Source organism: Pseudomonas sp. So3.2b, from assembly GCF_019464415.1.
Taxonomy (GTDB): Bacteria; Pseudomonadota; Gammaproteobacteria; order Pseudomonadales; family Pseudomonadaceae; genus Aquipseudomonas; species Aquipseudomonas shahriarae.
Window position 1 is genome coordinate 316,406 of the sequence record NZ_CP080494.1, and the last position, 23,236, is coordinate 339,641.

Annotated in this window: 22 protein-coding genes; 16 read left to right on the top strand and 6 right to left on the bottom strand. The window is 61.5% G+C overall.

The window, feature by feature from the left end; translation table 11 throughout:
- The first annotated feature begins 88 nt into the window (after positions 1–88).
- The 6 genes from K1X80_RS01460 to K1X80_RS01485 all read left to right on the top strand — a co-directional run bounded on the left by K1X80_RS01460 (position 89) and on the right by K1X80_RS01485 (position 7,672).
- A complete protein-coding gene (locus K1X80_RS01460) occupies positions 89–841 on the top strand; it encodes a gluconate 2-dehydrogenase subunit 3 family protein (RefSeq protein WP_169960462.1) in 753 nt (250 codons plus the stop codon).
- A gap of 2 nt (positions 842–843) precedes the next feature.
- Positions 844–2,628, top strand: a complete 1,785-nt coding sequence (locus tag K1X80_RS01465; protein ID WP_115127087.1) for a GMC family oxidoreductase — start codon at positions 844–846, stop codon at positions 2,626–2,628.
- 12 nt (positions 2,629–2,640) lie between these two features.
- Positions 2,641–3,936, top strand: a complete 1,296-nt coding sequence (locus tag K1X80_RS01470) for a cytochrome c (protein WP_186625922.1) — start codon at positions 2,641–2,643, stop codon at positions 3,934–3,936.
- A gap of 81 nt (positions 3,937–4,017) precedes the next feature.
- The gene (locus K1X80_RS01475) at positions 4,018–5,076 is read left to right on the top strand and encodes a PA0069 family radical SAM protein (protein WP_057957894.1); all 1,059 of its coding nucleotides are present in this window, start codon (positions 4,018–4,020) and stop codon (positions 5,074–5,076) included.
- 231 nt (positions 5,077–5,307) lie between these two features.
- Positions 5,308–6,039: a carbonic anhydrase gene (locus K1X80_RS01480; RefSeq protein ID WP_057957895.1), complete on the top strand. Its 732-nt coding sequence runs from the start codon at positions 5,308–5,310 to the stop codon at positions 6,037–6,039.
- 85 nt (positions 6,040–6,124) lie between these two features.
- Entirely contained in the window at positions 6,125–7,672 is a 1,548-nt protein-coding gene (locus K1X80_RS01485) for a SulP family inorganic anion transporter (protein ID WP_115127089.1), read from the top strand.
- An 86-nt stretch (positions 7,673–7,758) separates the two neighbouring features.
- On the opposite strand, the gene K1X80_RS01490 is transcribed toward K1X80_RS01485, so the two are convergent.
- Positions 7,759–8,406 carry a hypothetical protein gene (locus K1X80_RS01490; protein WP_057957897.1) on the bottom strand — a complete coding sequence of 216 codons (648 nt, stop codon included), beginning with the start codon at positions 8,404–8,406 and terminating at the stop codon, positions 7,759–7,761.
- Between the two features lie 367 nt (positions 8,407–8,773).
- Here K1X80_RS01490 and coxB point away from each other — a divergent pair, with 367 nt between their 5' ends.
- The 4 genes from coxB to K1X80_RS01510 all read left to right on the top strand — a co-directional run bounded on the left by coxB (position 8,774) and on the right by K1X80_RS01510 (position 13,143).
- Positions 8,774–9,901 (top strand): cytochrome c oxidase subunit II, encoded by a 1,128-nt coding sequence (coxB, locus tag K1X80_RS01495; protein ID WP_115127091.1) that lies wholly within the window; start codon positions 8,774–8,776, stop codon positions 9,899–9,901.
- A gap of 58 nt (positions 9,902–9,959) precedes the next feature.
- Positions 9,960–11,549 carry a cytochrome c oxidase subunit I gene (gene ctaD / locus K1X80_RS01500; protein ID WP_057439258.1) on the top strand — a complete coding sequence of 530 codons (1,590 nt, stop codon included), beginning with the start codon at positions 9,960–9,962 and terminating at the stop codon, positions 11,547–11,549.
- 120 nt (positions 11,550–11,669) lie between these two features.
- Positions 11,670–12,221 carry a cytochrome c oxidase assembly protein gene (locus K1X80_RS01505; protein ID WP_057439257.1) on the top strand — a complete coding sequence of 184 codons (552 nt, stop codon included), beginning with the start codon at positions 11,670–11,672 and terminating at the stop codon, positions 12,219–12,221.
- A 34-nt stretch (positions 12,222–12,255) separates the two neighbouring features.
- Complete coding sequence (locus K1X80_RS01510) at positions 12,256–13,143, top strand: cytochrome c oxidase subunit 3 (protein WP_057957900.1); 888 nt, start codon at positions 12,256–12,258, stop codon at positions 13,141–13,143.
- Positions 13,144–13,147: 4 nt separating this feature from the next.
- Here K1X80_RS01510 and K1X80_RS01515 read toward each other — a convergent pair whose 3' ends face one another.
- Complete coding sequence (locus tag K1X80_RS01515) at positions 13,148–13,351, bottom strand: twin transmembrane helix small protein (protein ID WP_017528731.1); 204 nt, start codon at positions 13,349–13,351, stop codon at positions 13,148–13,150.
- Positions 13,352–13,436: 85 nt separating this feature from the next.
- Between K1X80_RS01515 and K1X80_RS01520 the strand changes: the two genes are divergently transcribed.
- The 5 genes from K1X80_RS01520 to K1X80_RS01540 are packed head-to-tail and all read left to right on the top strand — an operon-like array spanning position 13,437 to position 17,345.
- Positions 13,437–14,177: an SURF1 family protein gene (locus K1X80_RS01520; protein ID WP_220172620.1), complete on the top strand. Its 741-nt coding sequence runs from the start codon at positions 13,437–13,439 to the stop codon at positions 14,175–14,177.
- Positions 14,143–14,736 carry a hypothetical protein gene (locus tag K1X80_RS01525; RefSeq protein ID WP_169989904.1) on the top strand — a complete coding sequence of 198 codons (594 nt, stop codon included), beginning with the start codon at positions 14,143–14,145 and terminating at the stop codon, positions 14,734–14,736. Before K1X80_RS01520 ends, K1X80_RS01525 begins: the two co-directional genes overlap by 35 nt.
- Before the next feature lie 10 nt (positions 14,737–14,746).
- Positions 14,747–15,826, top strand: coding sequence for a heme A synthase (locus tag K1X80_RS01530; RefSeq protein WP_057957902.1), 1,080 nt, complete (start codon positions 14,747–14,749; stop codon positions 15,824–15,826).
- On the top strand, positions 15,814–16,713 hold the full coding sequence (gene cyoE, locus K1X80_RS01535; protein ID WP_057444836.1) for a heme o synthase: 900 nt from the start codon (positions 15,814–15,816) through the stop codon (positions 16,711–16,713). The genes K1X80_RS01530 and cyoE overlap by 13 nt, the downstream gene beginning before the upstream one ends.
- On the top strand, positions 16,710–17,345 hold the full coding sequence (locus K1X80_RS01540; protein ID WP_057439255.1) for an SCO family protein: 636 nt from the start codon (positions 16,710–16,712) through the stop codon (positions 17,343–17,345). Before cyoE ends, K1X80_RS01540 begins: the two co-directional genes overlap by 4 nt.
- A 166-nt stretch (positions 17,346–17,511) precedes the next feature.
- Here the strand turns inward: K1X80_RS01540 and K1X80_RS01545 are convergent, their stop codons facing one another.
- The 3 genes from K1X80_RS01545 to K1X80_RS01555 are packed head-to-tail and all read right to left on the bottom strand — an operon-like array spanning position 17,512 to position 20,017.
- Positions 17,512–18,285, bottom strand: coding sequence for a MetQ/NlpA family ABC transporter substrate-binding protein (locus K1X80_RS01545; RefSeq protein ID WP_057444837.1), 774 nt, complete (start codon positions 18,283–18,285; stop codon positions 17,512–17,514).
- 50 nt (positions 18,286–18,335) lie between these two features.
- Positions 18,336–19,010, bottom strand: coding sequence for a methionine ABC transporter permease (locus tag K1X80_RS01550; RefSeq protein WP_029290333.1), 675 nt, complete (start codon positions 19,008–19,010; stop codon positions 18,336–18,338).
- Positions 19,010–20,017 carry a methionine ABC transporter ATP-binding protein gene (locus K1X80_RS01555; protein ID WP_057439253.1) on the bottom strand — a complete coding sequence of 336 codons (1,008 nt, stop codon included), beginning with the start codon at positions 20,015–20,017 and terminating at the stop codon, positions 19,010–19,012. The genes K1X80_RS01550 and K1X80_RS01555 overlap by 1 nt, the downstream gene beginning before the upstream one ends.
- A 235-nt stretch (positions 20,018–20,252) precedes the next feature.
- Here K1X80_RS01555 and katE point away from each other — a divergent pair, with 235 nt between their 5' ends.
- Positions 20,253–22,424, top strand: coding sequence for a catalase HPII (gene katE, locus K1X80_RS01560; protein WP_258571572.1), 2,172 nt, complete (start codon positions 20,253–20,255; stop codon positions 22,422–22,424).
- A gap of 66 nt (positions 22,425–22,490) precedes the next feature.
- Here katE and K1X80_RS01565 read toward each other — a convergent pair whose 3' ends face one another.
- A complete protein-coding gene (locus K1X80_RS01565) occupies positions 22,491–23,210 on the bottom strand; it encodes a PA5502 family lipoprotein (protein ID WP_220172621.1) in 720 nt (239 codons plus the stop codon).
- Between the last annotated feature and the right edge of the window lie 26 nt (positions 23,211–23,236).

Genomic DNA, 23,236 nt, shown 5'->3' on the forward strand with positions numbered 1-23,236 from the left:
TCATTTGTAACCATTGATTACATTCAAAACGACAAGCCGCTCCATGAAGCGACTGCTCAAACCCGTGACCACATGATGAGGTGCCACCATGTCTGATCAAGATCGAGACAACCCCCGGCGTGACTTTTTGCGCAAATCCTTGACCTTGATCCCGGTGGTCACGGTTGCCAGCACTGGCCTTGGCGGCTCGATGCTGATGGCCACGCCCGAACCTGCCCAGGCCAGCCCGGCCAGTGCGCCCGCCAGCGAAAAGGCCTACGAGCCGAGCTACTTCACCGCTGAGGAGTGGGCCTTTATCAACGCCGCCGTCGCGCGTTTGATCCCTGCTGATGCCCAAGGCCCAGGCGCTTTGGAAGCCGGCGCGCCGGAATATATCGACCGGCAGATGAACACCCCCTACGCCAGTGGCGCCCTGTGGTTTATGCAAGGCCCGTTCAATGCCGACGCCCCGCCCGAGATGGGCTGGCAGAGCAAACTGGTGCCCAGGGAGATCTATCGCCTGGGTATTGCCGCCACGGATTCCTGGTCGAAAGCGTTCAACGGTAAAACATTTGCTGGGCAAGACAGCGCTACCCAGGATGATTTGCTGCGTCGCCTGGAGGCGGGCGGTGCCGAAACCGGCGAGCATTTCGCGGCGGTCCCGCCGAAGATTTTCTTCAATTTGTTGCTGCAAAACACCAAGGAAGGGTTCTTCTGCGACCCGATCCACGGCGGCAACAAAGGCATGGTCGGCTGGACCATGATCGGCTTCCCCGGCGCCCGCGCCGATTTCATGGATTGGGTTGAACGCAACGAGCAATACCCCTTCCCGGCTGTTTCCATCCGCGGCGAGAGGGCATAAACGTGGCGACCATCATGAAGAAAGTGGATGCGGTTATCGTCGGCTTCGGCTGGACAGGCGCGATCATGGCCAAGGAACTGACCGAAGCCGGCTTGCACGTGGTAGCGCTGGAGCGCGGCCCGATGCAGGACACCTACCCGGACGGTAATTACCCACAGGTGATCGACGAACTGACCTACAGCGTGCGCAAAAAGCTGTTCCAGGACATCTCCAAGGAAACCGTGACCATTCGCCATAGCGTGAATGACATTGCCCTGCCCAACCGTCAGTTGGGCGCCTTCCTGCCGGGTAACGGCGTAGGCGGCGCGGGCCTGCACTGGTCGGGTGTGCATTTCCGGGTGGACCCCATCGAATTGCGCATGCGCAGCCACTACGAAGAGCGCTACGGCAAAAATTTCATCCCCAAGGACATGACCATCCAGGACTTCGGCGTCAGCTACGAAGAGCTGGAACCGTTCTTTGACTACGCCGAAAAAGTCTTCGGCACCTCCGGCCAGGCCTGGACCGTCAAAGGCCAACTGGTGGGTGAAGGCAAGGGCGGCAACCCTTATGCGCCGGATCGCTCCAGCCATTTCCCACTGGAGTCGCAGAAAAACACCTACTCGGCGCAGCTGTTCCAGAAAGCTGCCGCCGATGTGGGCTATAAGCCCTACAACCTACCTTCGGCCAATACCTCGGGGCCCTACACCAACCCCTATGGCGCGCAGATGGGGCCGTGCAACTTCTGTGGTTTTTGCAGCGGGTATGTCTGCTACATGTACTCCAAGGCATCGCCCAACGTGAACATCCTGCCGGCCCTGCGCCAGGTGCCGAACTTTGAGCTGCGGCCAAATTCCCACGTGCTCAAGGTCAATCTCGACAGCACCAAGCGCAAAGCCACTGGCGTGACCTATATCGACGCCCAGGGCCGGGAGATCGAGCAACCGGCGGACCTGGTGATTCTTGGCGCCTTCCAGTTCCATAACGTGCGCCTGATGCTGCTCTCGGGCATCGGCAAGCCCTACGACCCGATCACGGGCGAAGGGGTGGTGGGCAAGAACTTCGCCTACCAGAACATGGCCACCATCAAGGCCTACTTCGACAAAGACGTGCATACCAACAACTTCATCGGCGCTGGCGGCAATGGCGTGGCGGTGGACGATTTCAACGCCGATAACTTCGACCATGGTCCCCATGGCTTTGTCGGCGGCTCGCCGATGTGGGTCAACCAGGCGGGCAGCCGGCCGATTGCCGGCACCTCCAACCCGCCGGGCACGCCGGCCTGGGGCAGTGCGTGGAAGCGCGCCACCGCCGATTACTACACCCACCAGGTGTCGATGGACGCCCACGGCGCCCATCAATCCTACCGGGGCAACTACCTCGATCTGGACCCGGTTTACCGTGATGCCTACGGCCTGCCGCTGCTGCGCATGACCTTCGACTGGCAGGAAAATGACATCAAGATGAACCGCTTCATGGTCGAAAAAATGGGCAAGATCGCCGAAGCGATGAACCCCAAGGCGATTGCCGTGCTCGGCAAGAAGGTCGGCGATCACTTCAACACCGCGTCCTACCAGACCACCCACCTCAACGGTGGCGCGATCATGGGGACCGACCCGAAGACCAGCGCGTTGAACCGCTACCTGCAGTGCTGGGATGTGCACAACGTGTTTGTCCCAGGTGCATCTGCTTTCCCACAAGGCCTGGGCTACAACCCTACGGGCCTGGTGGCGGCGCTGACCTATTGGTCGGCCCGGGCGATTCGCGAGCAGTACCTGAAAAACCCCGGCCCGCTGGTTCAGGCATAAGGAGCGACGACCATGAAAGCATTTGTTATCGCGACCCTGGCCCTGTTCAGCAGTTGCTCGGTGAGCGCGGCTGAAACTGATCTGATCAAACAAGGCGAATACCTGGCCCGCGCCGGTGACTGCGTGGCCTGCCACACCGCCAAGGGCGGCAAGCCGTTTGCCGGTGGCCTGCCGATGGAAACCCCGATCGGCGTGATCTACTCCACCAACATCACCCCGGACAAAACCGGCCTGGGGGACTACAGCTTTGAAGACTTCGACAAGGCCGTGCGCCATGGCGTCGCCAAAAGCGGTAGTACCCTTTACCCGGCGATGCCCTACCCGTCTTACGCTCGCGTCAGCGAAACCGATATGCAGGCGCTGTATGCGTACTTCATGAAAGGGGTGGAGCCGGTCGCCCAGCCGAACCAGGACAGCGACATTCCCTGGCCCTTGAGCATGCGCTGGCCCCTGGCCGCGTGGCGCTGGATGTTCGCGCCCGAGGTGGCGGACTACCAGGCCCCGGCCGATGCCGACCCGGTAATCAGCCGTGGCGCCTACCTGGTGGAAGGTCTCGGCCACTGTGGCGCCTGCCACACCCCGCGCGCTCTGACCATGCAGGAAAAGGCCCTGAGCGCGTCTGAAGGTTCTGCGTTCCTGTCGGGCAGTGCGCCGCTGGAAGGCTGGATCGCCAAAAGCCTGCGCGGTGACCACAAGGATGGCCTGGGCAGTTGGAGCGAAGAACAGCTGGTGCAGTTTCTCAAGACCGGCCGCAGTGATCGCAGTGCGGTGTTTGGCGGCATGAGCGACGTTGTAGTCCACAGCATGCAGTACATGTCTGAAGACGACCTGACCGCTATCGCCCGTTACCTCAAGAGCCTGCCGGCAGTCGACCCCAAGGATCAGCCGCACCAATACGACAAGCAGGTGGCCGAGGCGCTGTGGAAGGGCGATGACAGCCAGCCGGGCGCGGCGGTGTACATCGACAACTGCGCGGCCTGCCATCGTACCGATGGTCATGGCTATACCCGGGTGTTCCCGGCGCTGGCGGGCAATCCGGTGTTGCAGACGGCGGATGCCACATCGTTGATCAACATTGTGTTGAATGGCGGAACCCTGCCGGCCACTCACGCCGCGCCTTCCACCTTCACCATGCCAGCCTTTGCCTGGCGTCTGTCGGATCAGGAAGTGGCGGATGTGGTGAGTTTTATCCGTGGCAGCTGGGGTAACCAGGGGGCGCCGGTGAAGGCTGGCGACGTGGCCGACCTGCGCAAAAGCGATAAACACACCACCTCGGGCGACGATCTGGGGCAAGTGACGAGTCACTGATTCAGCCTTTGCCGCCCAACGGCACTGGTCAGAGACGCTGCGCCTCGATACTGTATATAAAAACAGTATCGAGGCGCTTGTATGTCCACTCCTCTGCCGCCGCGCGGGCGAGGCACCGCCACCAACCTGCACAATCGCTTTGCGCCCACGGTCAGTGTGGCCGAGGACGACGGTTGGTATCAGGAAGTACCGCCGACCCAGGGCACCGAAGTGCGCATCGAGACGGCGAAGACCATCATCACCCGCAACACCTCGCCGGACCTGCCGTTCGACCGCTCCATCAACCCTTACAGGGGGTGTGAGCACGGTTGTATCTATTGTTATGCGCGGCCCAGCCATGCCTATTGGGACATGTCCCCGGGCCTGGACTTTGAAACCAAGCTGATCGCCAAGAGCAACGCCGCCCAGGTGCTGGAGCAACAATTGTCCAAGCCCGGCTATGTGTGCGCGCCGATCAATTTGGGCTCCAATACGGACCCGTATCAACCGATCGAACGTGAATACCAGATCACCCGGCAAACCCTGGAGGTGCTGCTGCGCTATCGCCACCCGGTGACTATCGTGACCAAGGGGTCGTTGATCCTGCGTGACCTTGACCTGCTCACGGAGCTGGCCCGCCAGCGGCTGGTGGCGGTGATGATCAGCCTCACCAGCCTGGACGATGAACTCAAGCGCATCCTCGAGCCCCGCGCGGCGGCGCCCAAGGCGCGGCTGCGGGCGATCCGGGTAATGCGCGAGGCGGGTATCCCGGTGGGTGTGCTGTGTTCGCCAATGATTCCGATGATCAACGACAGTGAACTGGAAAGCCTGCTGGCCGAAGCCCATGCCGCCGGGGCGCAGAGTGCGGCCTATATGATGCTGCGCCTGCCCCTTGAAGTAGCGCCGCTGTTCGAGGAATGGCTGGCGGCCCATTATCCGCAGCGAGCGGCCCATGTGATGAGCCTGGTCCGCCAGGTACGTGGCGGGGAAGTCTATGACAGCCGCTTCGGTGTGCGCATGCGCGGTGAGGGGCCGTTTGCCGATTTGCTGGCGCAACGATTTGCCAAGGCGATCAAGCGCTTGGGGCTCAATCGTCGGGAAGGGTTCAATCTTGATTGCAGTGCATTCTGTCCGCCCGGCAGGCAGCTGGCTTTGTTGTAGACTGATACAAAAGCGCGTGTTGCCCGGCCAGGGTGGTCGCGTTTTGATATCACTGAAACCCGCGAGATAGAGCGGTTGATTCAGTTTGAGTTAAGTTTCGGCAGGTACCTTGTTCATCAAGTGACTGGTGGGTCGGCGGCACTGGCTGGGTGGTTTCCATGTGTTGTTTCCCGGTGATCGCGCGTCGACCTGAACTAGAAGACTCTCCTGCCCCAACCACGAGGATGAATCATGAGTGACAAGGATAAACAGCCGTTGGCTGCGTCGGCTTCAGCCCCTCACGAGGCGGAGTCCGCCGATGCAGCGCTGCAGCACATTGTTGATGGTTTTTTGCATTTCCATAATGAGGTCTTCCCCCAGCAGGAAGAGCTCTTCAAGAAGCTCGCCACGGCCCAGAGCCCACGGGCGATGTTTATCACCTGTGCCGACTCGCGCATTGTTCCGGAACTGATCACCCAGAGCTCCCCGGGCGATCTGTTCGTGACCCGTAACGTAGGTAACGTCGTGCCGCCCTATGGGCAGATGAACGGCGGTGTGTCCACGGCCATCGAGTACGCGGTGCTGGCGCTTGGCGTGCAGCACATTATTGTCTGCGGCCACTCCGATTGTGGCGCCATGCGGGCAGTGCTCAACCCCCAGAGCCTGGAAAAAATGCCCACGGTCAAAGCCTGGCTGCGCCACGCCGAGGTCGCCAAGACCATGGTCCAGGACAACTGTGATTGCGCCAACGAAGGCGAAAGCATGCAGGTGCTGACCGAAGAAAACGTCATCGCCCAGTTGCAACACTTGCGCACCCACCCCTCCGTGGCTTCGCGCATGGCCAACGGTCATTTGTTTATCCATGGCTGGATCTACAACATCGAGACCAGTGAAATCAAAGCCTACGACGCGGATCAGGCCACATTCCGGCCGTTGAGCGGTTCCGGACCGATCCCTTCGGCGACGCCCAAAGCGCGCTTCTAAAACAATCCCCTGCCGGGTAATGCGATGGCTGCCATGGATGCAGCCAGGCCTTGCCACGCCCGGCGAATGCCTCGGGAGAGTCATCATGCGTGCAGCTCAATTAAAAACAGTGCTGCCACGGGAGCTGTTGGCTTCGGTGGTGGTGTTTCTGGTGGCCTTGCCCTTGTGCATGGGGATCGCCATTGCCTCGGGCATGCCCCCGGCCAAGGGCCTGCTTACCGGGATCATTGGTGGCCTGGTGGTGGGCTGGCTGGCCGGCTCGCCCCTGCAAGTCAGCGGGCCGGCGGCCGGCTTGGCGGTGTTGGTGTTCGAACTGGTGCGCCAGCACGGCATGCTGATGCTCGGGCCGATCCTGTTGTTGGCCGGCTTCCTGCAACTGGTGGCCGGGCGCCTGCGCCTGGGCTGCTGGTTCCGGGTGACGGCGCCGGCGGTGGTCTACGGCATGCTGGCGGGGATCGGAGTGTTGATTGTCCTGTCGCAGGTCCATGTGATGCTTGATGGGGCGCCCAAACCCTCCGGGCTGGATAACCTCGCCGGCTTTCCCGCCGCAGTGGCCCAGGCCATTCCCAGCCTGGGTGGCGGGCTCGGTTGGCAAGCCGGTCTGCTGGGCCTGGCGACCATGCTGGTGATGTGGTTGTGGGACCGGTTTCGCCCGCAAAAACTGCGTTTTGTGCCGGGGGCATTGCTCGGCGTGGGCCTGGCGACCGCGACCAGCCTGGCGCTGGCCTTGCAGGTCAAGCGCGTTGAGGTGCCAGAAAACCTTGCCGACGCAATTGATTGGCTGCGCCCCAGCGACCTGTTGAACCTGGCCGACCCCAACCTGTTGATCGCGGCCTTCGCGGTGGCCTTTATTGCCAGTGCCGAAACTCTGCTCTCGGCGGCAGCAGTGGACCGCATGCATAACGGCCAACGCTCGGACTTCGACAAGGAATTATCCGCCCAGGGTGTAGGCAACATGCTGTGCGGTCTGGTGGGTGCATTGCCCATGACCGGCGTGATTGTGCGCAGCTCGGCCAACGTCCAGGCGGGGGCGACCACGCGTTTGTCGGCGATGTTCCACGGTCTCTGGCTGCTGGCCTTTGTGTTGCTGCTGTCGAGCGTGCTGCAGAGCATTCCGGTGGCGAGCCTGGCGGGTGTGCTGGTGTACACCGGGATCAAGCTGGTGGACCTCAAGGCGTTCCGTGGCCTGGGGCGCTATGGCCGGATGCCGATGTTCACCTACGCGGCCACGGCCCTGGCGATCATCTTTACCGACTTGCTGACGGGCGTGCTGGTGGGCTTCGGCCTGACCCTGGTGAAACTGGCGTGGAAGGCATCACGCTTGAAAGTCAGCCTGGTCGACCTGCCCGAGGACGGTGAAATGGAGTTGCGACTGGTGGGGGCGGCGACCTTTCTCAAGGTGCCTGCATTGACCCAAGTGCTGGCGACCGTGCCGGCGGGGACCACCGTGCATGTGCCGCTCAATAACCTGAGCTACGTGGACCACTCGTGTCTGGAGTTGCTGGAGGAATGGGGGCGGGCCAATGCGGCGAAGGGTTCGAAGTTGGTGATCGAGGCGCGGGGGTTGAAGCGTCGATTGGAAGGGCGGATACGTACCACGACGCGGATTGGTTCGGCCCCGTCAGTGGGCTGACGAAACCGGATAAAAAAATGTGGGCGCGGCGGTGCGACGATTCGACTTGCCCGCTCCCACATTTGTTCTATGCCTGGCAGGAAAACTCAGGCCGGCTGATCCAGCTCCAACTCCACACCCAACTGGCGCGACAGGCACGGCCAGCGTTTCCACGCGGCTTCCGTTGCCGGGCTCTTGAGCTGCTCGCGATAGGCCTCGACGGACTCCAGGGCGAAACTCTCTTCATTGAGCATTTCATCCACCGCCAGGTGCACGGCTTCGTCCAGCTGATTGGCGAAATCTTCGCCGATCAACTGGTGGGCAATCACATTGGCAACGGTGGTGTCCGCCGGAATCAAGGGCTGGCCGAAATGCTTGATATACAGATCGTTGACTTCTTCCACCAGCCGATGGGCCAGGTAGGCCTCGTCCAGCAGGCCGTTCAGGCCTTCATGGGCGGCCAGGATCGCGGGTGGCTGCAGAAAGAAGTGCTCGGCAATTTTCAGCACCGGCTTGATCTGGCTTTCAATTCCGGCTTCCCGGGCCACGTCGTTGGCGGCATCCAGCAGGTCCGGGACCTGGGCGATGTAGGCGCTGACGAAACGTGTCATCACCGCGTTACGATCACCCTCGGCCAGGGAAATGGCCGAGTGCAGGTGCGGTAACTGTGCGTCCAGTTGTTTAGCCAACAGGCCGGTGGATGCTTCGTGTTGATGGGCACGGGAAATCTGCTCGCGCAATGCGGCGGTGTTCATGAAAGCTCCAGTAATACGGGCGTAGGAAAGGGGATTGCATAAGGTAGCTCGTTTATACGAGCCCCTAAGATGCATTTGTCATAATTATTTCATGGTTATGCATCGCTGTTATATCGAATCGCCATCGTTCGTCGGATAGGCCTTCAATCTGCGGGCTGGCCAGCGCCGTTCGTCTCTTTTCACTGATTTGCCCCCTCACATTGCGGGGTCGCAGTCGCTGTCTATACTCGGGGATGTACGCAATTAGCTGATGACGCCCGACTGCATTAGGCAGGCAAGGCTTGGCGGATGTAAGCAGTTTGGAAGCCGCCCCCTTGGCCGCAGGTGCAAACCGGCGGGATAACAAGAACGATAAGGGGAACCCGCAATGACGCGACATCCACATGTTTGGATGGGCTTACTCTTGTGGTCAGTATTCAGCCAGGCGCAGGCCGCCTGGACGGTGAATATGGCACCAGGGGCCACGGAAGTCAGTCACGCCGTATTCGACCTGCACATGACCATCTTCTGGATCTGTGTGGTGATCGGCATCATCGTGTTTGGCGCCATGTTCTGGTCGATGATTATGCATCGACGTTCCACGGGCCAGGTGGCGGCCAAGTTCCACGAAAGTACGACGGTGGAAATTCTCTGGACCGTGGTGCCCTTGCTGATCCTCGTCGCCATGGCCATTCCGGCGACCAAGACCCTGATCAACATCTACGACAGCAGTGAGTCGGATATCGATATCCAGGTCACCGGCTATCAGTGGAAGTGGCACTACAAATACCTGGGCCAGGACGTCGAGTTCTTCAGCAACCTGGCCACCCCCGCCGAGCAGATCCATAACCAGGCCACCAAGGGCGAACACTACCTGCTGGAAGTCGACCAGCCGCTGGTGCTGCCGGTGGGCGCCAAGGTGCGCTTCTTGGTGACTGCCGCCGACGTGATCCACTCCTGGTGGGTGCCGGCGTTTGCGGTCAAGCGCGATGCCATCCCCGGCTTCGTCAACGAGGCCTGGACCCGGGTCGAGAAGCCCGGCATCTACCGTGGCCAGTGCGCGGAGCTGTGCGGCAAAGACCACGGTTTCATGCCCATCGTGGTCGAGGTCAAGTCCAAGGCCGACTACGCCACCTGGCTCGGCGAGCGCAAGGAGGAAGCTGCCAAGCTCAAGGAGCTGACCTCCAAAGAGTGGACACTCGAAGAGCTGGTGGCCCGTGGCGACAAGGTCTACCACACCGCCTGCGTAGCCTGTCACCAGGCCGAAGGCCAGGGCCTGCCGCCGATGTTCCCGGCGCTCAAAGGCTCGAAGATCGCCACTGGACCGGCGGCAGACCACCTGAGCATCGTCTACCACGGCAAGCCCGGTACAGCGATGGCGGCCTTCGGCAAGCAACTGTCGGAAGTCGATATTGCAGCGGTCGTGACTTACGAGCGTAACGCCTGGGGTAACAACAAAGGCGACATGGTCACGCCTAAAGACGTGCTGGCCATCAAACAGGCGGAAAGCAAATGAACCTCTTCATTGCGTATGCCCTGAACCGCCCCGCCCATCTGCTTGCAGGAGAACGGTCATGAGCACTGTGATTGATGACCACGGTCATGCCGCTGACCACGCCCACGGTCCCGCCAAGGGCTTGATGCGCTGGGTGCTGACCACCAACCACAAAGATATCGGGACCATGTACCTGTGGTTCAGCTTCGCCATGTTCCTGCTGGGTGGTTCGTTCGCCATGGTGATCCGCGCCGAGCTGTTCCAGCCGGGCCTGCAGATCGTCGAGCCGGCGTTCTTCAACCAGATGACCACCATGCATGGCCTGATCATGGTGTTTGGCGCGGTGATGCCGGCGTTTGTCGGCCTGGCCAACTGGATGATCCCGCTGATGATCGGCGCACCGGACATGGCCCTGCCGCGCATGAACAACTTCAGCTTCTGGCTGCTGCCGGCGGCGTTCCTGCTGCTGGTCTCGACGTTGTTCAGCCCGGGCGGTGGGCCGAACTTTGGCTGGACCTTCTACGCCCCGCTCTCTACCACTTACGCCCCGGAAAGCGTGACGTTCTTTATCTTTGCCATCCACCTGATGGGCATCAGCTCGATCATGGGCGCGATCAACGTGGTCGCGACCATCCTCAACCTGCGCGCACCCGGCATGACGCTGATGAAGATGCCGCTGTTTGTCTGGACCTGGCTGATCACCGCCTTCTTGCTGATTGCAGTGATGCCGGTACTGGCCGGTTGCGTGACCATGATGCTGATGGATATCCACTTCGGCACCAGCTTCTTCAGCGCCGCTGGCGGCGGTGACCCGGTGCTGTTCCAGCATGTGTTCTGGTTCTTCGGCCATCCCGAGGTGTACATCATGATCCTGCCGGCCTTCGGTGCCGTCAGCTCGATCATCCCGACCTTCTCGCGCAAGCCGCTGTTTGGCTACACCTCAATGGTCTACGCCACGGCGAGCATCGCGTTCCTGTCGTTTATCGTGTGGGCGCACCATATGTTCGTGGTGGGCATTCCGTTGGTGGGCGAGTTGTTCTTCATGTACGCCACCCTGCTGATCGCGGTGCCCACCGGGGTCAAGGTGTTCAACTGGGTCAGCACCATGTGGCAAGGCTCGCTGACCTTTGAGACGCCGATGCTGTTTGCCGTGGCCTTTGTGATCCTGTTCACCATTGGCGGCTTTTCCGGGTTGATGCTGGCCATTGCCCCGGCGGACTTCCAGTACCACGACACCTACTTTGTGGTGGCGCATTTCCATTACGTACTGGTGCCCGGCGCAATCTTCGGGATCTTCGCCTCGGCCTACTACTGGCTGCCGAAATGGACCGGCCACATGTACGACGAAACCCTGGGCAAGCTGCACTTCTGGCTGTCGTTCGTGGGGATGAACATGGCGTTCTTCCCCATGCACTTCGTGGGGCTGGCCGGGATGCCGCGGCGGGTGCCGGACTACAACCTGCAGTTCGCCGACTTCAACATGGTGTCGTCGATTGGCGCCTTTATGTTCGGCGCCACGCAGATTTTCTTCCTGTTTATCGTGATCAAGTGCATCCGTGGCGGCCAGCCGGCGCCGGCCAAGCCGTGGGATGGCGCCGAAGGGCTGGAGTGGAGCATTCCTTCACCGGCGCCCTACCACACCTTCACCACGCCGCCGGAGGTCAAATGAACCCGGTCATGAAAACACTCCCGAGCCCCTGTGGGAGCGGGCTTGCCCGCGATGGCGGCCTCAAGACCCCTGCAGAGCTTGAGGGCCTCATCGCGAAGCCAGCTCGCCCAGGTGGGCGTCATGGCTGACTCCGTACCTCTCAACCGCCTGGTCACGCGCCTGCTTATCCTGGTGCTGGCGATGTTCGCCTTCGGCTTTGCCCTGGTGCCGATCTACGACGTGATGTGCAAAGCGTTTGGCATCAACGGCAAGACCGCCGGGCAGTACGAGGGCTCGCAGGTGGTCGACCCCTCGCGCCAGATACGGGTGCAGTTCCTGTCGACCAATGCCATCGATATGGTCTGGGAATTCCACTCCAGGGCCGACGAAATCGTGGTCCATCCCGGTGCGGTCAACGAGATGGTGTTCGTGGCCTTCAACCCCACCGACAAGCCGATGACAGCCCAGGCGATCCCGAGTATTTCCCCGGCCGAAGCGGCGATGTACTTCCACAAGACCGAGTGTTTTTGCTTCACCCAGCAAGTGCTGCAGCCGGGAGAGCGCATCGAGATGCCGGTGCGCTTCATTGTCGATCGCGACATGCCCAAGGATGTGAAGCATTTGACCCTGGCGTACACGCTGTTCGATATCACTGCGCGCCAACCGCCCGTGGCTGTCCATACCGGCGGCTAGGCGTGCCTGCGGGCTCGATTAGGAGAACGGATACATGTCGACTCATGATACGTACTACGTACCAGCGCAAAGCAAATGGCCAATAATTGCCACGTTTGGGCTGTTGATCACCGTGTATGGCCTGGGTGTGTGGTTCAACGACCTTAAGGCGGCCCGCCCGGAATCCCACGGTCCGCTGATCTTTTTCGTTGGCAGCCTGCTGCTGGCCTACATGATGTTTGGCTGGTTTGGCGCGGTGATCAAAGAAAGCCGCGCCGGCTTGTACAGCGCGCAGATGGACCGCTCGTTCCGCTGGGGCATGACCTGGTTCATCTTCTCCGAGGTGATGTTTTTCATCGCGTTCTTTGGCGCGCTGTTCTATGTGCGGCATATGTCGGCGCCGTGGCTCGCCGGTGAGGGCTCCAAGGGCATTGCCCATATGCTGTGGCCCAACTTCGAGTTCGCCTGGCCGCTGCTCAACAACCCGGATCCCAAGCTGTTCCCGGCGCCGGAAGGCACCATCAGCCCGTGGGGCCTGCCGTTGGTCAACACCATCTTGCTGGTGAGCTCCAGCGTGACCATCACCATCGCCCACCACGCCCTGCGCAAGGGCCATCGCGGCGCGCTGAAGATCTGGCTGGCGATTACCGTGTTGTTGGGGGTGGCGTTCCTCGGCTTCCAGGCTGAGGAATACATCCACGCCTATAAAGAGCTGGGCCTGACGCTGGGGTCCGGGGTGTATGGCGCGACGTTCTTCATGCTCACCGGCTTTCACGGCGCCCACGTGACCATCGGCACGATCATTTTGTTCGTGATGCTGATGCGCATCCTCAAGGGGCATTTCAATGCCGAGCACCAGTTCGGTTTCGAAGCGGCCAGTTGGTATTGGCACTTTGTCGACGTGGTGTGGATCGGGTTGTTTTTCTTCGTCTACGTGCTGTAGCGACTTACCAGGGGGCGTGGGAAACCAGCTGGCCGCTGAAAAACCCCCAGGTGATCAGCGCCAGGGTGATCACGGCCAGCACCACACGCACGGTCAAGGCGGTGACGAGGCGATTGGAGTGGCCTTCGTCCTTGACCAGAAAGAACAAGCCACTGAACAGGCTCACTACAGTAGCGATCAGCATCAGGGCAATAGCGGCTTTGAGCATGGTCAGGCTCCAGGGCTCTTTATTTTGAGGGGCGGGCAATGAGATTCAGTATAGCCAGCGCAGCATCGACCTTCGCGGTAACGCCATGAAACGCTTTCGCCCCGGGATTGCACCGACCCTGGTGGTGCTGGTGTTGCTGCCGTTGATGGTGTTCCTGGGTTTTTGGCAGTTGTCCCGTGGCCAGGAAAAACAGGCGCTGCTCCAGAGTTACGCCGAGCGCCGGGCGGCGCAGCCTCTCAGCGTTGCGCAACTGGCGGCGGTGGCTGATCCGGCCTTTCGCCGGGTGCAGTTGCGCGGGGAGTTCGATGCCGGGCACAGCGTGCTGCTGGATAACCGCATGCGCGACGGCAAGGCCGGCGTCGAGTTGCTGCAACCCTTTCATGACCAGACCAGCGACCAGTGGCTGTTGCTCAATCGCGGCTGGCTGCCGTGGCCGGATCGGCGCACGCCGCCAGCTTTCACCACCCCCGACCAACCTTTGAATATCAACGCCTGGGTGTATGTCGCCCCCGGCGAGACGTTCCAGCTACACGCCGACCCGGCAGCCGCGCAATGGCCGCGCCTGCTGACGGCGCTGCACCCGCAGGCGCTGTGGGCCGAGCTGGAGCGCAGCGGGTTTGCCTTTGAACTACGGGCCGAAGCGGGCCCGGCGACCTATGAAACCCAATGGCCGGTGGTGGCCATGGGGCCGGAAAAACACGTGGGGTATGCCGTGCAGTGGTTCGCCATGGCGCTGGCGCTGCTGGGCCTTTACCTCTACCTCGGCTGGCACAACGCAAGGGAGAAGCACCATGGGAGCGGCCATGAATCCACTCAACATGTCTGACACGCCAGCGGCGCCCAATCGCAGCAAGGGGCGCTGGCAACTGATTCTGATCCTGCTGATGGTGATCGGCCCGATGGTGCTGGCGACCCTGATGTACAAGTGGCAGTTCTGGGTGCCGGATAACCGCAGTGATCATGGCGAGATGATCGGCAACGGCCAGACCCGCGCCGATATCGGCGTACAGGCCGACGAGGAGCGCTGGCAATTGCTGGTGACCGCGCCCGCGGCCTGCGCCGCCGACTGCCAGCAGTTGGTCTACCTCGCGCGCCAGCTGCAGATCGGCCTGGGGCGTGATGCGTCCCGTGCCAGCCATGCCCTGGCCAGTGCGCAGCCGGTCAGCGCCGCGTACGAGGCCAAGCTCAAAGCCGAATACCCGCAATTGCAGCGCTTGCCCCTGGACCTGCCGACCTTCAAGCAAAACGCCGCCGCGCCGGGCGATGCGCAACTGTGGATCGTTGACCCTCACGGCAACCTGGTGCTGCGCTATGACGCGCGGGTCAAGGGCAAGGATCTGCTGAACGACCTGCGCCACCTGCTGAAACTGTCGAATATCGGATAAGGGCATCGTCATGGCCAAACCTGGATTTCGCCTCGCGCTGTTTGCCACCCTGCTGGCGCTGATTGTGGTCCTGCTGGGCGCCTACACGCGCCTGACCCATGCCGGCCTCGGTTGTCCGGACTGGCCGGGTTGCTATGGCTTTATCAGCGTGCCGAAAAGCGAGGCCCAGTTGGCCCATGCCGAGTTGCACTTCCCGGACACGCCGGTGGAGGCCGACAAGGGCTGGAACGAGATGATCCATCGCTATGCGGCGGGCACCCTGGGGTTGTTGATCGCGCTGTTGGCCACCCGCGCCTGGACCCATCGCCGGCATCCGGGGCAGCCGTTGAAGCTGCCGTTGTTTCTGCTGGTTGTGGTGTTTGCCCAGGCAGCCTTTGGCATGTGGACGGTGACGCTCAAGCTCTGGCCGCAGGTGGTCACTGGGCATTTGCTGGGTGGCTTCGCGACGTTAAGCCTGTTGTTTCTGTTGACCCTGCGTCTGTCCGGGGTGTTGCCGGCGCTGATCGTGCCCCGGCGTTTGCAGTATTGGGCCACCGCCGGCCTGGTGCTGGTGATCGGGCAGATCGCCCTCGGTGGCTGGGTCAGTTCCAACTATGCGGCGGTGGCCTGTATCGACTTGCCGACCTGCCATGGCGAGTGGTGGCCGGCGGCGGATTTTGCCAATGGCTTTCACCTGACCCAGCATATCGGCCCCAACTACCTGGGCGGGCAACTGGACAGTGATGCGCGTACGGCGATTCACCTGACCCATCGCCTGGGTGCGCTGGTGGTGACTGTGGCGCTGCTGGGCCTGGCCTGGCAGCTCAAGGCGGTGGGCATGACCCGCCTGGCGGGCCTGCTGCTGGCCGCCCTGGCCGTGCAGATCGGCCTGGGCCTGAGCAATGTGTACTTTCATTTGCCGCTGCCGGTGGCGGTCGCCCATAACGCCGGCGGAGCAGCGTTGCTGCTGACCCTGGTGCTGGTCAATTACCACGCCCGTACCAGCCTGGTGCGGGTCCGCCATCAAGTGCCGTTCGGTTGGCGCTTCAGCCCGCGCAAGCACGTGTCGGGTCTGATTACCCTTAAAGGAGAGATGCCATGGCGACCTTGATTGGCGAGCGTCACAGCCAGGCGATCTGGCGCGACTACCTGGAGCTGACCAAGCCCAAGGTGGTGGTGCTGATGTTGATCACCTCGCTGGTGGGTATGTTTCTCGCCACCCGCGCCGGGGTGCCGTGGACGGTGCTGATCTTCGGCAACCTGGGGATTGCCCTGTGTGCCGGTGGCGCGGCGGCGGTCAACCATGTGGTGGACCGGCGCATCGACGCGCTGATGGCGCGCACCCATAAGCGGCCGCTGGCGGAAGGCCGGGTGTCGCCGGCCGCCGCGCTGACATTTGCCCTGGCGCTGGCGGTGGCCGGGCTGGGCTTGTTACTGGCGTTTACCAACCCACTGGCGGCCTGGCTGACCTTGGCCTCGCTGCTGGGCTATGCGGTGATCTACACCGGTTTTCTCAAGCGGGCAACGCCGCAGAACATCGTGATCGGCGGCCTGGCCGGCGCGGCGCCGCCGTTGCTCGGTTGGGTGGCGGTCACCGGGCATGTGAGTGCCGAGCCGTTGTTGCTGGTGCTGATTATCTTCGCCTGGACCCCGCCGCACTTCTGGGCCCTGGCCATCCATCGCAAGGAGGAATACGCCAAGGCCGATATCCCGATGCTGCCGGTGACCCACGGCGAGCACTACACCAAGGTGCATATCCTGCTCTACACCTTCGCGCTGCTGGCGGTGAGCCTGATGCCTTATGTGATCCATATGAGCGGGCTGTTGTACCTGGGGTGCGCGCTGGTTCTGGGCGCGCGCTTTCTGCAATGGGCCTGGGTGCTGTACCGTGGCAGTCGGCCGCACGCGGCGATCAATACCTTCAAGTACTCTATCTGGTACCTGTTTTTGCTATTTATCGCCCTGCTCGTAGACCACTACTTATTGTTGAACCTATGACTCGAACTCAAAAAACTGTCTTTATCCTGGTGGCCCTGGTGGCGTTGATCATGGGCCTGACCGTCAACAAAGTGCTGTCTGGCAAGGGCCAGGGCGACCCCACGGCATTGATCGACGCGGGCATTATCCTGCTGCCGCAAAGCCGCCAGCTGCCGCCTGTGACCATGACCAACCAGGACGGCCAGCCGGTACTGGTCAATGAGTTGAAGGGCAAGTGGAGCGTGCTGTTCTTTGGCTACACCTTCTGCCCGGACATTTGCCCGACCACCCTCGCCCAGTTGCGGCAGATCAAGAGCGAGCTGCCCAAGGACGTGGTGGATAAGCTGCAAGTGATCCTGGTCAGCGTTGACCCGCATCGCGACACGCCGACTCAGCTCAAGCAATACCTGAGCTACTTCGATCCGCAATTTGCAGGCCTGACCGGGGCGAATGTGGAAGAGGTGCAGAAGGTCTCGAATGCCGTGAGCATTCCGTTTATTCCGGCGGATACCAGCAAGCCGAACTACACCGTCGACCATAGCGGTAACTTGGCGTTGATCGGCCCGGACGGCACCCAGCGCGGGTTTATTCGTGCGCCGTTGAACAACCAGAAGCTGGTGGCGCAGTTGCCGGGGTTGTTGCAGCGCAACTGAGCCGAACGGCTATTTTGCTGACCATACAAAACAAATGTGGGAGCGGGCTTGCTCGCGATAGCATCACCGCGGTGTAACTGATACACCGCGGCGCCTGCATCGCGAGCAAACCCGCTCCCACATAAAGCTGCTCCCACATTCTGAACTGCGGTGTGTTGGAGCCCGATCAGAACGCCGGCAGGATCGCCCCTTTGTACTTCTCGTTGATGAATTTCTTCACTTCCGGGGTCTTCAGGGCTTTGACCAGCTTCTGCACCGCGTCCGAATCCTTGTTGTCCTCGCGGGTCACCAGGATGTTGACGTAAGGCGAGTCGTTGCCTTCGATCGCCAGGGCATCCTTGGAAGGGTCCAGCTTGGCTTCCAGGGCGTAGTTGGTGTTGATCAGCGCCAGGTCGACCTGGGTCAGCACGCGCGGCAGGGTGGCGGCTTCCAGTTCGCGGAATTTCAGACCTTTTTCGTTGCCGGTGATGTCCTTGATGGTCGACAGGATATCGGTCGGGTTCTTCAAGGTGATCAGGCCCTGGTTGGCCAGCAGCAACAGCGCGCGGCCGCCGTTGGTGGCGTCGTTAGGGATCACTACATTGGCACCGTTCGGCAGCTCGGCCAGGGTCTTGTACTTGCTGGAGTACGCGCCCAGTGGCTCCAGGTGCACGCCGGCGACGCTGACCAGGTGGGTGCCCTTGGCTTTGTTGAACTCATCCAGGTACGGCTGGTGCTGGAAGAAGTTGGCGTCCAGGCGCTTCTCGGCCACCTGTACGTTCGGCTGCACGTAGTCGGTGAACACCTTGACCTTCAGGTCCACGCCTTGCGCGGCCAGGGCCGGCTTCACGAATTCAAGGATTTCCGCGTGCGGCACCGGTGTGGCGGCGACCGTCAGGGTTTCGGCGGCGTGGGCGGAAAACGCGGCAACCGCGGCGAAAGCAACCAGTAGTTTTTTCATCCAACAAGCTCCTTGTTCGGGCATCTGCCGGCGGGGGCCGGCAATCGCCTTTATTTTCGAGAGTAGTGTGTCACCAGCTTATCGCCGATGGTTTGCAGAATCTGCACCAGCACAATCAACATCACCACGGTCACGACCATGACGTCATCCTGGAAGCGCTGGTAGCCATAACGGATCGCCAGGTCGCCCAGCCCGCCGGCCCCCACCACACCCGCCATGGCGGTGTAGCCCACCAGGGCAATGGCGGTCACGGTGATTGCAGCAATGATGCCCGGCTTTGCCTCGGGCAGCAGCGCCTTGGTGATGATCTGCCGTGTGGTGGCGCCCATGGCCTGGGTCGCCTCGATGATGCCGCGATCGACCTCGCGCAGGGCGGTTTCCACCAGCCGTGCGAAGAACGTCGAAGCGCCTACCACCAGCGGTGGAATCGCACCGGCCACGCCCAGCGAAGTGCCGGTGAGGAACACCGTGGTGGGGATCATCACGATCAACAGAATGATAAACGGCAGAGAGCGGATGGCGTTGACCACGAATGCCAGGGCGGCATAAGTGGTTTTCTGCTCCAGCAACTGCCGTGGGCTGAAAAGAAACAGCAGGATGCCCAGTGGCAGGCCGACCAGGACGGTGAAAAACAGCGAGGTGCTGAGCATCAGCATGGTGTCGCTGGTGGCAACCCAGATATCAGCCCAGTCGACGTTGTCGAAGTAATGCAGTAGCACGTCCATTAACGCAGGACCTCCATATGCACATCGGCTGCGGTAAAGCGCGCGAACGCCGCTTCCATGTCACCGCCGGTGATGGCCAGGGTCAGTTGCCCGTAAGGGGTATCTTTGATGTGGTCGATACGACCGGCGAGGATGCTGTAGTCCACACCCGTTTCGCGGGCGACGGTACCCAGCAGTGGCGCGTAGGTCGCTTCGCCCTGGAACGTCAGGCGCACGATGCGGCCTGGCACATGGGCGAACACATCACGCTGCTCGCCTTCATCGACCTGCTCGGCTTCCTGCACAAAGCGCTTGGTGGTCGGGTGCTTGGGGTGCAGGAACACGTCGGCCACCGGGCCTTGCTCGACAATCACCCCGGCGTCCATCACGGCGACCTGGTCGCAGACACGGCGGATCACGTCCATTTCATGGGTGATCAACACGATGGTCAGCTTCAACTCGCGGTTGATCTCGGCCAGCAGTTGCAGGACCGAGGCGGTGGTCTGCGGGTCGAGGGCACTGGTGGCTTCGTCGCACAGCAGGATTTTCGGTTTGGTGGCCAGGGCGCGGGCGATACCGACGCGCTGCTTCTGGCCGCCGGACAACTGCGCCGGGTACTTCTTGGCATGGTCTGCGAGGCCGACCCGGTCCAGCAGCTCGGCCACGCGCGCATCAATCTCGCGGCGCGACAGTTCGCCCGCCAGGGTCAGTGGCAGCGCGACGTTGTCGGCGACGGTCTTGGAGGCCAGCAGGTTGAAGTGCTGGAAGATCATCCCGACCTGCTGCCGGAAACGGCGCAGGCCGTTGGCATCCAGGGCGGTGACTTCTTCGTCATCGACCTTGATCTGGCCGCCCGAAGGCTCTTCCAGACGATTGATCAGGCGCAGCAGGGTACTTTTTCCCGCGCCGGAATGGCCGATGAGGCCAAACACCTGGCCGTTCTCGACGCGCAGGCTGGTGGGGTGCAGTGCGGGAATATCCTTGCCGGCGACCCGGTAGGTTTTATGGACGTTATGAAACTCGATCACGTAGCGAACCTTGTGGGGCGCATTGAAAAGGGATCAGCGGTTAGCCGGGCGCGCATTTTAGCCTGTCCGTATAGCGTTTCTTAGCATTTATTTCGTATTCAACCAGCGATTTGGCAATAACGCGATCAAAGGTCATAAAAAAGGAACGGTAAAAAATCCCGTCAGTCACTACTTAAGCAACTCGATTTCCCGGGTGCCGTGCCCGGGGTTTTGCTCACACGAGCCAGGGACCGCTCTGGCCTACGCAAACGAGGAGTTTTGTCTGATGAGTACCAAAAAACCCGCTACGCCGCCCAAGAGCGAGCTTGCAGGCACCGATACCCTGGACCGTGGCAACACCAATGCCAAGCTGCAAAGCCTGGAAAAATTCCGTTCCGACGCCACTGGCCAGGCGCTGCGCACCAACCAGGGGGTGAAAATCTCCGATAACCAGAACACCCTGAAAGCCGGCGCCCGGGGGCCTTCGTTGCTGGAAGATTTCATCATGCGTGAAAAAATCACGCACTTTGACCATGAACGTATCCCGGAGCGCATCGTGCACGCCCGCGGCACTGGCGCCCATGGCTACTTCCAGACCTATGAAAACCATTCGGCGCTGACCAAGGCGGGTTTCCTGCGTGACCCAGGCCGTAAAACCCCGGTGTTCACGCGTTTTTCCACAGTGCAGGGCCCGCGTGGTTCAGGCGATACGGTGCGTGACGTGCGCGGCTTTGCCGTGAAGTTCTTCACCGACGAAGGCAACTTCGACCTGGTGGGCAACAACATGCCGGTATTTTTCATTCAGGACGCGATCAAGTTTCCTGACTTCGTGCATGCGGTAAAGCCTGAGCCGCACAACGAAATTCCTACCGGCGGCTCGGCTCACGACACGTTCTGGGATTTTGTCTCGCTGCAGCCGGAATCGGCGCACATGGTGATCTGGGCGATGTCCGACCGCGCCATTCCAAAAAGCCTGCGCAGCATGCAGGGTTTTGGGGTGCACACGTTCCGTCTGGTGAATGCCGAGGGTCAATCCAACTTCGTCAAATTCCACTGGCGCCCGACAGCGGGTACCTGCTCCCTGGTGTGGGACGAAGCGCAAAAGTTGGCCGGTAAAGATACCGACTACCACCGTCGCGATCTGTGGGATGCGATCGAGATGGGCGATTACCCGGAGTGGGAATTGGGCGTACAGGTGATTCCGGAAGATAAGGAGCACGCGTTCGATTTCGATATCCTCGACCCGACCAAGTTGATTCCGGAAGAGTTGGTGCCCATCACCCCGCTAGGCAAGATGGTGCTCAATCGCAACCCGGACAACTTCTTCGCTGAAGTTGAACAGGTCGCGTTCTGCCCAGGCCATATCGTGCCGGGTATCGACTTCTCCAATGACCCGCTGCTGCAAGGTCGGTTGTTTTCCTACACCGACACACAGATCAGCCGTCTAGGTGGCCCGAACTTTCACCAGTTGCCGATCAACCAGCCGCTGACGCCCCTGCATAACAACCAGCGCGATGCCATGCACCGCAGCACCGTCGATAAAGGCCGCGCGTCCTATGAGCCGAACTCTATTGATGGCGGCTGGCCGAAAGAAACCCCGCCGGCAGCACAGGACGGCGGTTTCGAGTCGTACCCGGAGCGCATCGACGCGCACAAGATCCGTGAGCGCAGTGAATCGTTCAGCGACCATTTCTCCCAGGCGCGCCTGTTCTTCAACAGCATGAGCACGCACGAGCAGGAGCACATCATCGCGGCCTACAGCTTTGAGCTGGGCAAGGTCGAGCGTGAGTTTATCCGCGCGCGTCAGGTCAATGAGATCCTGGCCAATATCGACCTGGGCCTGGCCAAGCGCGTGGCCGAGAACCTGGGCCTGCCGGCGCCGAAAAAAGGCACCGTGCCGGTGCGCAAGACCGCACCGGAGCGTTCGCCGGCCTTGAGCCAGGCCAACCTGCTGTCGGGGGATATCAAGACGCGCAAGGTGGCGATCCTGGCGGCCAATGGTGTGGATGGTGCCGCGATTGCCGCGCTGAAAAAGGCGCTGGCCGCAGAAGGCGCCCATGCCAAGTTGCTTGGGCCGACCTCGGCGCCGGTGACCACCGCCGATGGCAAGAGCCTGGCGGTGGATGCCTCGATGGAAGGCCTGCCGTCAGTCGCGTTCGATGCGGTGTTTGTGCCGGGTGGGGCGAAGTCGATCCAGGCGTTGAGCGGCGACGGTGTGGCGTTGCATTACCTGCTGGAGGCGTACAAGCATTTGAAGGCGATTGCCTTGGCGGGTGAGGCGAAGCAGTTGCTGCAGGTGCTCAAGCTGGAGGCGGATGCGGGACTGATTGTCGGCGGGGATGCCAAGGCGTTGAAGGCGTTTATTGCGGCGATTGCCCAGCATCGGGTCTGGGAACGCGAGCCTAGGGCCAAGGCGGTTCCGGCTTAAGTCATTGGTAGTTTGATAGGGCGCCATCGCGGGCAAGTCGAATCGTCGCACTGCCCGCGACTGGCTTCAGTCGGCTTTACGCGGAATCAACACAACCTGCGCCGGAATATGCCTGAGGATCTGCCGATGAATCTTCAGGTCGTACCCTGAATCAATCCGCTTCACCCGTTTAGTCAGCAGCGTGTTCAGCCACGGGTAATCCTCGGTGCGCGGCACCTGGATGCTCACATCACACTGGTAATTCACCACATCGGTGGCGATGGCATCCAGTTGATGGCGCAATTCCTGGATATCCGTGAGGTTCAGCGCCACCGTGGTGCTTTCGGCGGTGGGGTCGATGACCTTGGCTGGCGGCTTGGCTTCGGCGGCTTTCAGGGCGGCCTCGGCTTTATCCAGCTCGGCCTTGCGCGCGTGGGCGATGGCGTTGTTGACCCCACCGGTCAGCGCGGGAGCCTTGGGCATCAACGCCCGGGCGCGGCTCAAGGCCGTAGCGGCGGCGTTGACATCGCCTTTTTGCAGGACGATCTGGCTGCGCTGCAAATAGGCCTCGGCCAGTTGGCGCTGATACGGCTCGAGTGCCGGGTCGTCGGGCGATTGGGCCTGCAACGCGGCGAGTTGGTCCTCGGCGGTGGCCCGCTCACTGCTGGCCAGGTTTTGTTCCAGCTGTGCAATGGCCACCGCGCGCGCATCCGGCACCTCGGGGGCGACGGGTGGGGTGCTTTGGCAGGCGCCCAGCAGCAGGGAAAATGCGGCAAGGAGCAGATAACGGGAGGTGAACGGCTTCATTCCTGCGACTCTCTAATTGCGCAAAA

Excerpts from the sequence above, each read along its gene's own strand:
- K1X80_RS01490 (WP_057957897.1), bottom strand. The coding sequence starts at position 8,406 with ATGAACACCGCCGCATTGCGCGAGCAGATTTCCCGTGCCCATCAACAC.
- K1X80_RS01520 (WP_220172620.1), top strand. The coding sequence starts at position 13,437 with ATGAAACGCTTTCGCCCCGGGATTGCACCGACCCTGGTGGTGCTGGTG.
- K1X80_RS01485 (WP_115127089.1), top strand. The coding sequence starts at position 6,125 with ATGCGTGCAGCTCAATTAAAAACAGTGCTGCCACGGGAGCTGTTGGCT.
- K1X80_RS01510 (WP_057957900.1), top strand. The coding sequence starts at position 12,256 with ATGTCGACTCATGATACGTACTACGTACCAGCGCAAAGCAAATGGCCA.
- K1X80_RS01470 (WP_186625922.1), top strand. The coding sequence starts at position 2,641 with ATGAAAGCATTTGTTATCGCGACCCTGGCCCTGTTCAGCAGTTGCTCG.
- K1X80_RS01565 (WP_220172621.1), bottom strand. The coding sequence starts at position 23,210 with ATGAAGCCGTTCACCTCCCGTTATCTGCTCCTTGCCGCATTTTCCCTG.
- K1X80_RS01550 (WP_029290333.1), bottom strand. The coding sequence starts at position 19,010 with ATGGACGTGCTACTGCATTACTTCGACAACGTCGACTGGGCTGATATC.
- K1X80_RS01475 (WP_057957894.1), top strand. The coding sequence starts at position 4,018 with ATGTCCACTCCTCTGCCGCCGCGCGGGCGAGGCACCGCCACCAACCTG.
- coxB (WP_115127091.1), top strand. The coding sequence starts at position 8,774 with ATGACGCGACATCCACATGTTTGGATGGGCTTACTCTTGTGGTCAGTA.
- K1X80_RS01545 (WP_057444837.1), bottom strand. The coding sequence starts at position 18,285 with ATGAAAAAACTACTGGTTGCTTTCGCCGCGGTTGCCGCGTTTTCCGCC.
- K1X80_RS01530 (WP_057957902.1), top strand. The coding sequence starts at position 14,747 with ATGGCCAAACCTGGATTTCGCCTCGCGCTGTTTGCCACCCTGCTGGCG.
- K1X80_RS01480 (WP_057957895.1), top strand. The coding sequence starts at position 5,308 with ATGAGTGACAAGGATAAACAGCCGTTGGCTGCGTCGGCTTCAGCCCCT.
- cyoE (WP_057444836.1), top strand. The coding sequence starts at position 15,814 with ATGGCGACCTTGATTGGCGAGCGTCACAGCCAGGCGATCTGGCGCGAC.
- K1X80_RS01460 (WP_169960462.1), top strand. The coding sequence starts at position 89 with ATGTCTGATCAAGATCGAGACAACCCCCGGCGTGACTTTTTGCGCAAA.
- K1X80_RS01515 (WP_017528731.1), bottom strand. The coding sequence starts at position 13,351 with ATGCTCAAAGCCGCTATTGCCCTGATGCTGATCGCTACTGTAGTGAGC.
- K1X80_RS01525 (WP_169989904.1), top strand. The coding sequence starts at position 14,143 with ATGGGAGCGGCCATGAATCCACTCAACATGTCTGACACGCCAGCGGCG.
- K1X80_RS01540 (WP_057439255.1), top strand. The coding sequence starts at position 16,710 with ATGACTCGAACTCAAAAAACTGTCTTTATCCTGGTGGCCCTGGTGGCG.
- K1X80_RS01505 (WP_057439257.1), top strand. The coding sequence starts at position 11,670 with ATGGCTGACTCCGTACCTCTCAACCGCCTGGTCACGCGCCTGCTTATC.
- ctaD (WP_057439258.1), top strand. The coding sequence starts at position 9,960 with ATGAGCACTGTGATTGATGACCACGGTCATGCCGCTGACCACGCCCAC.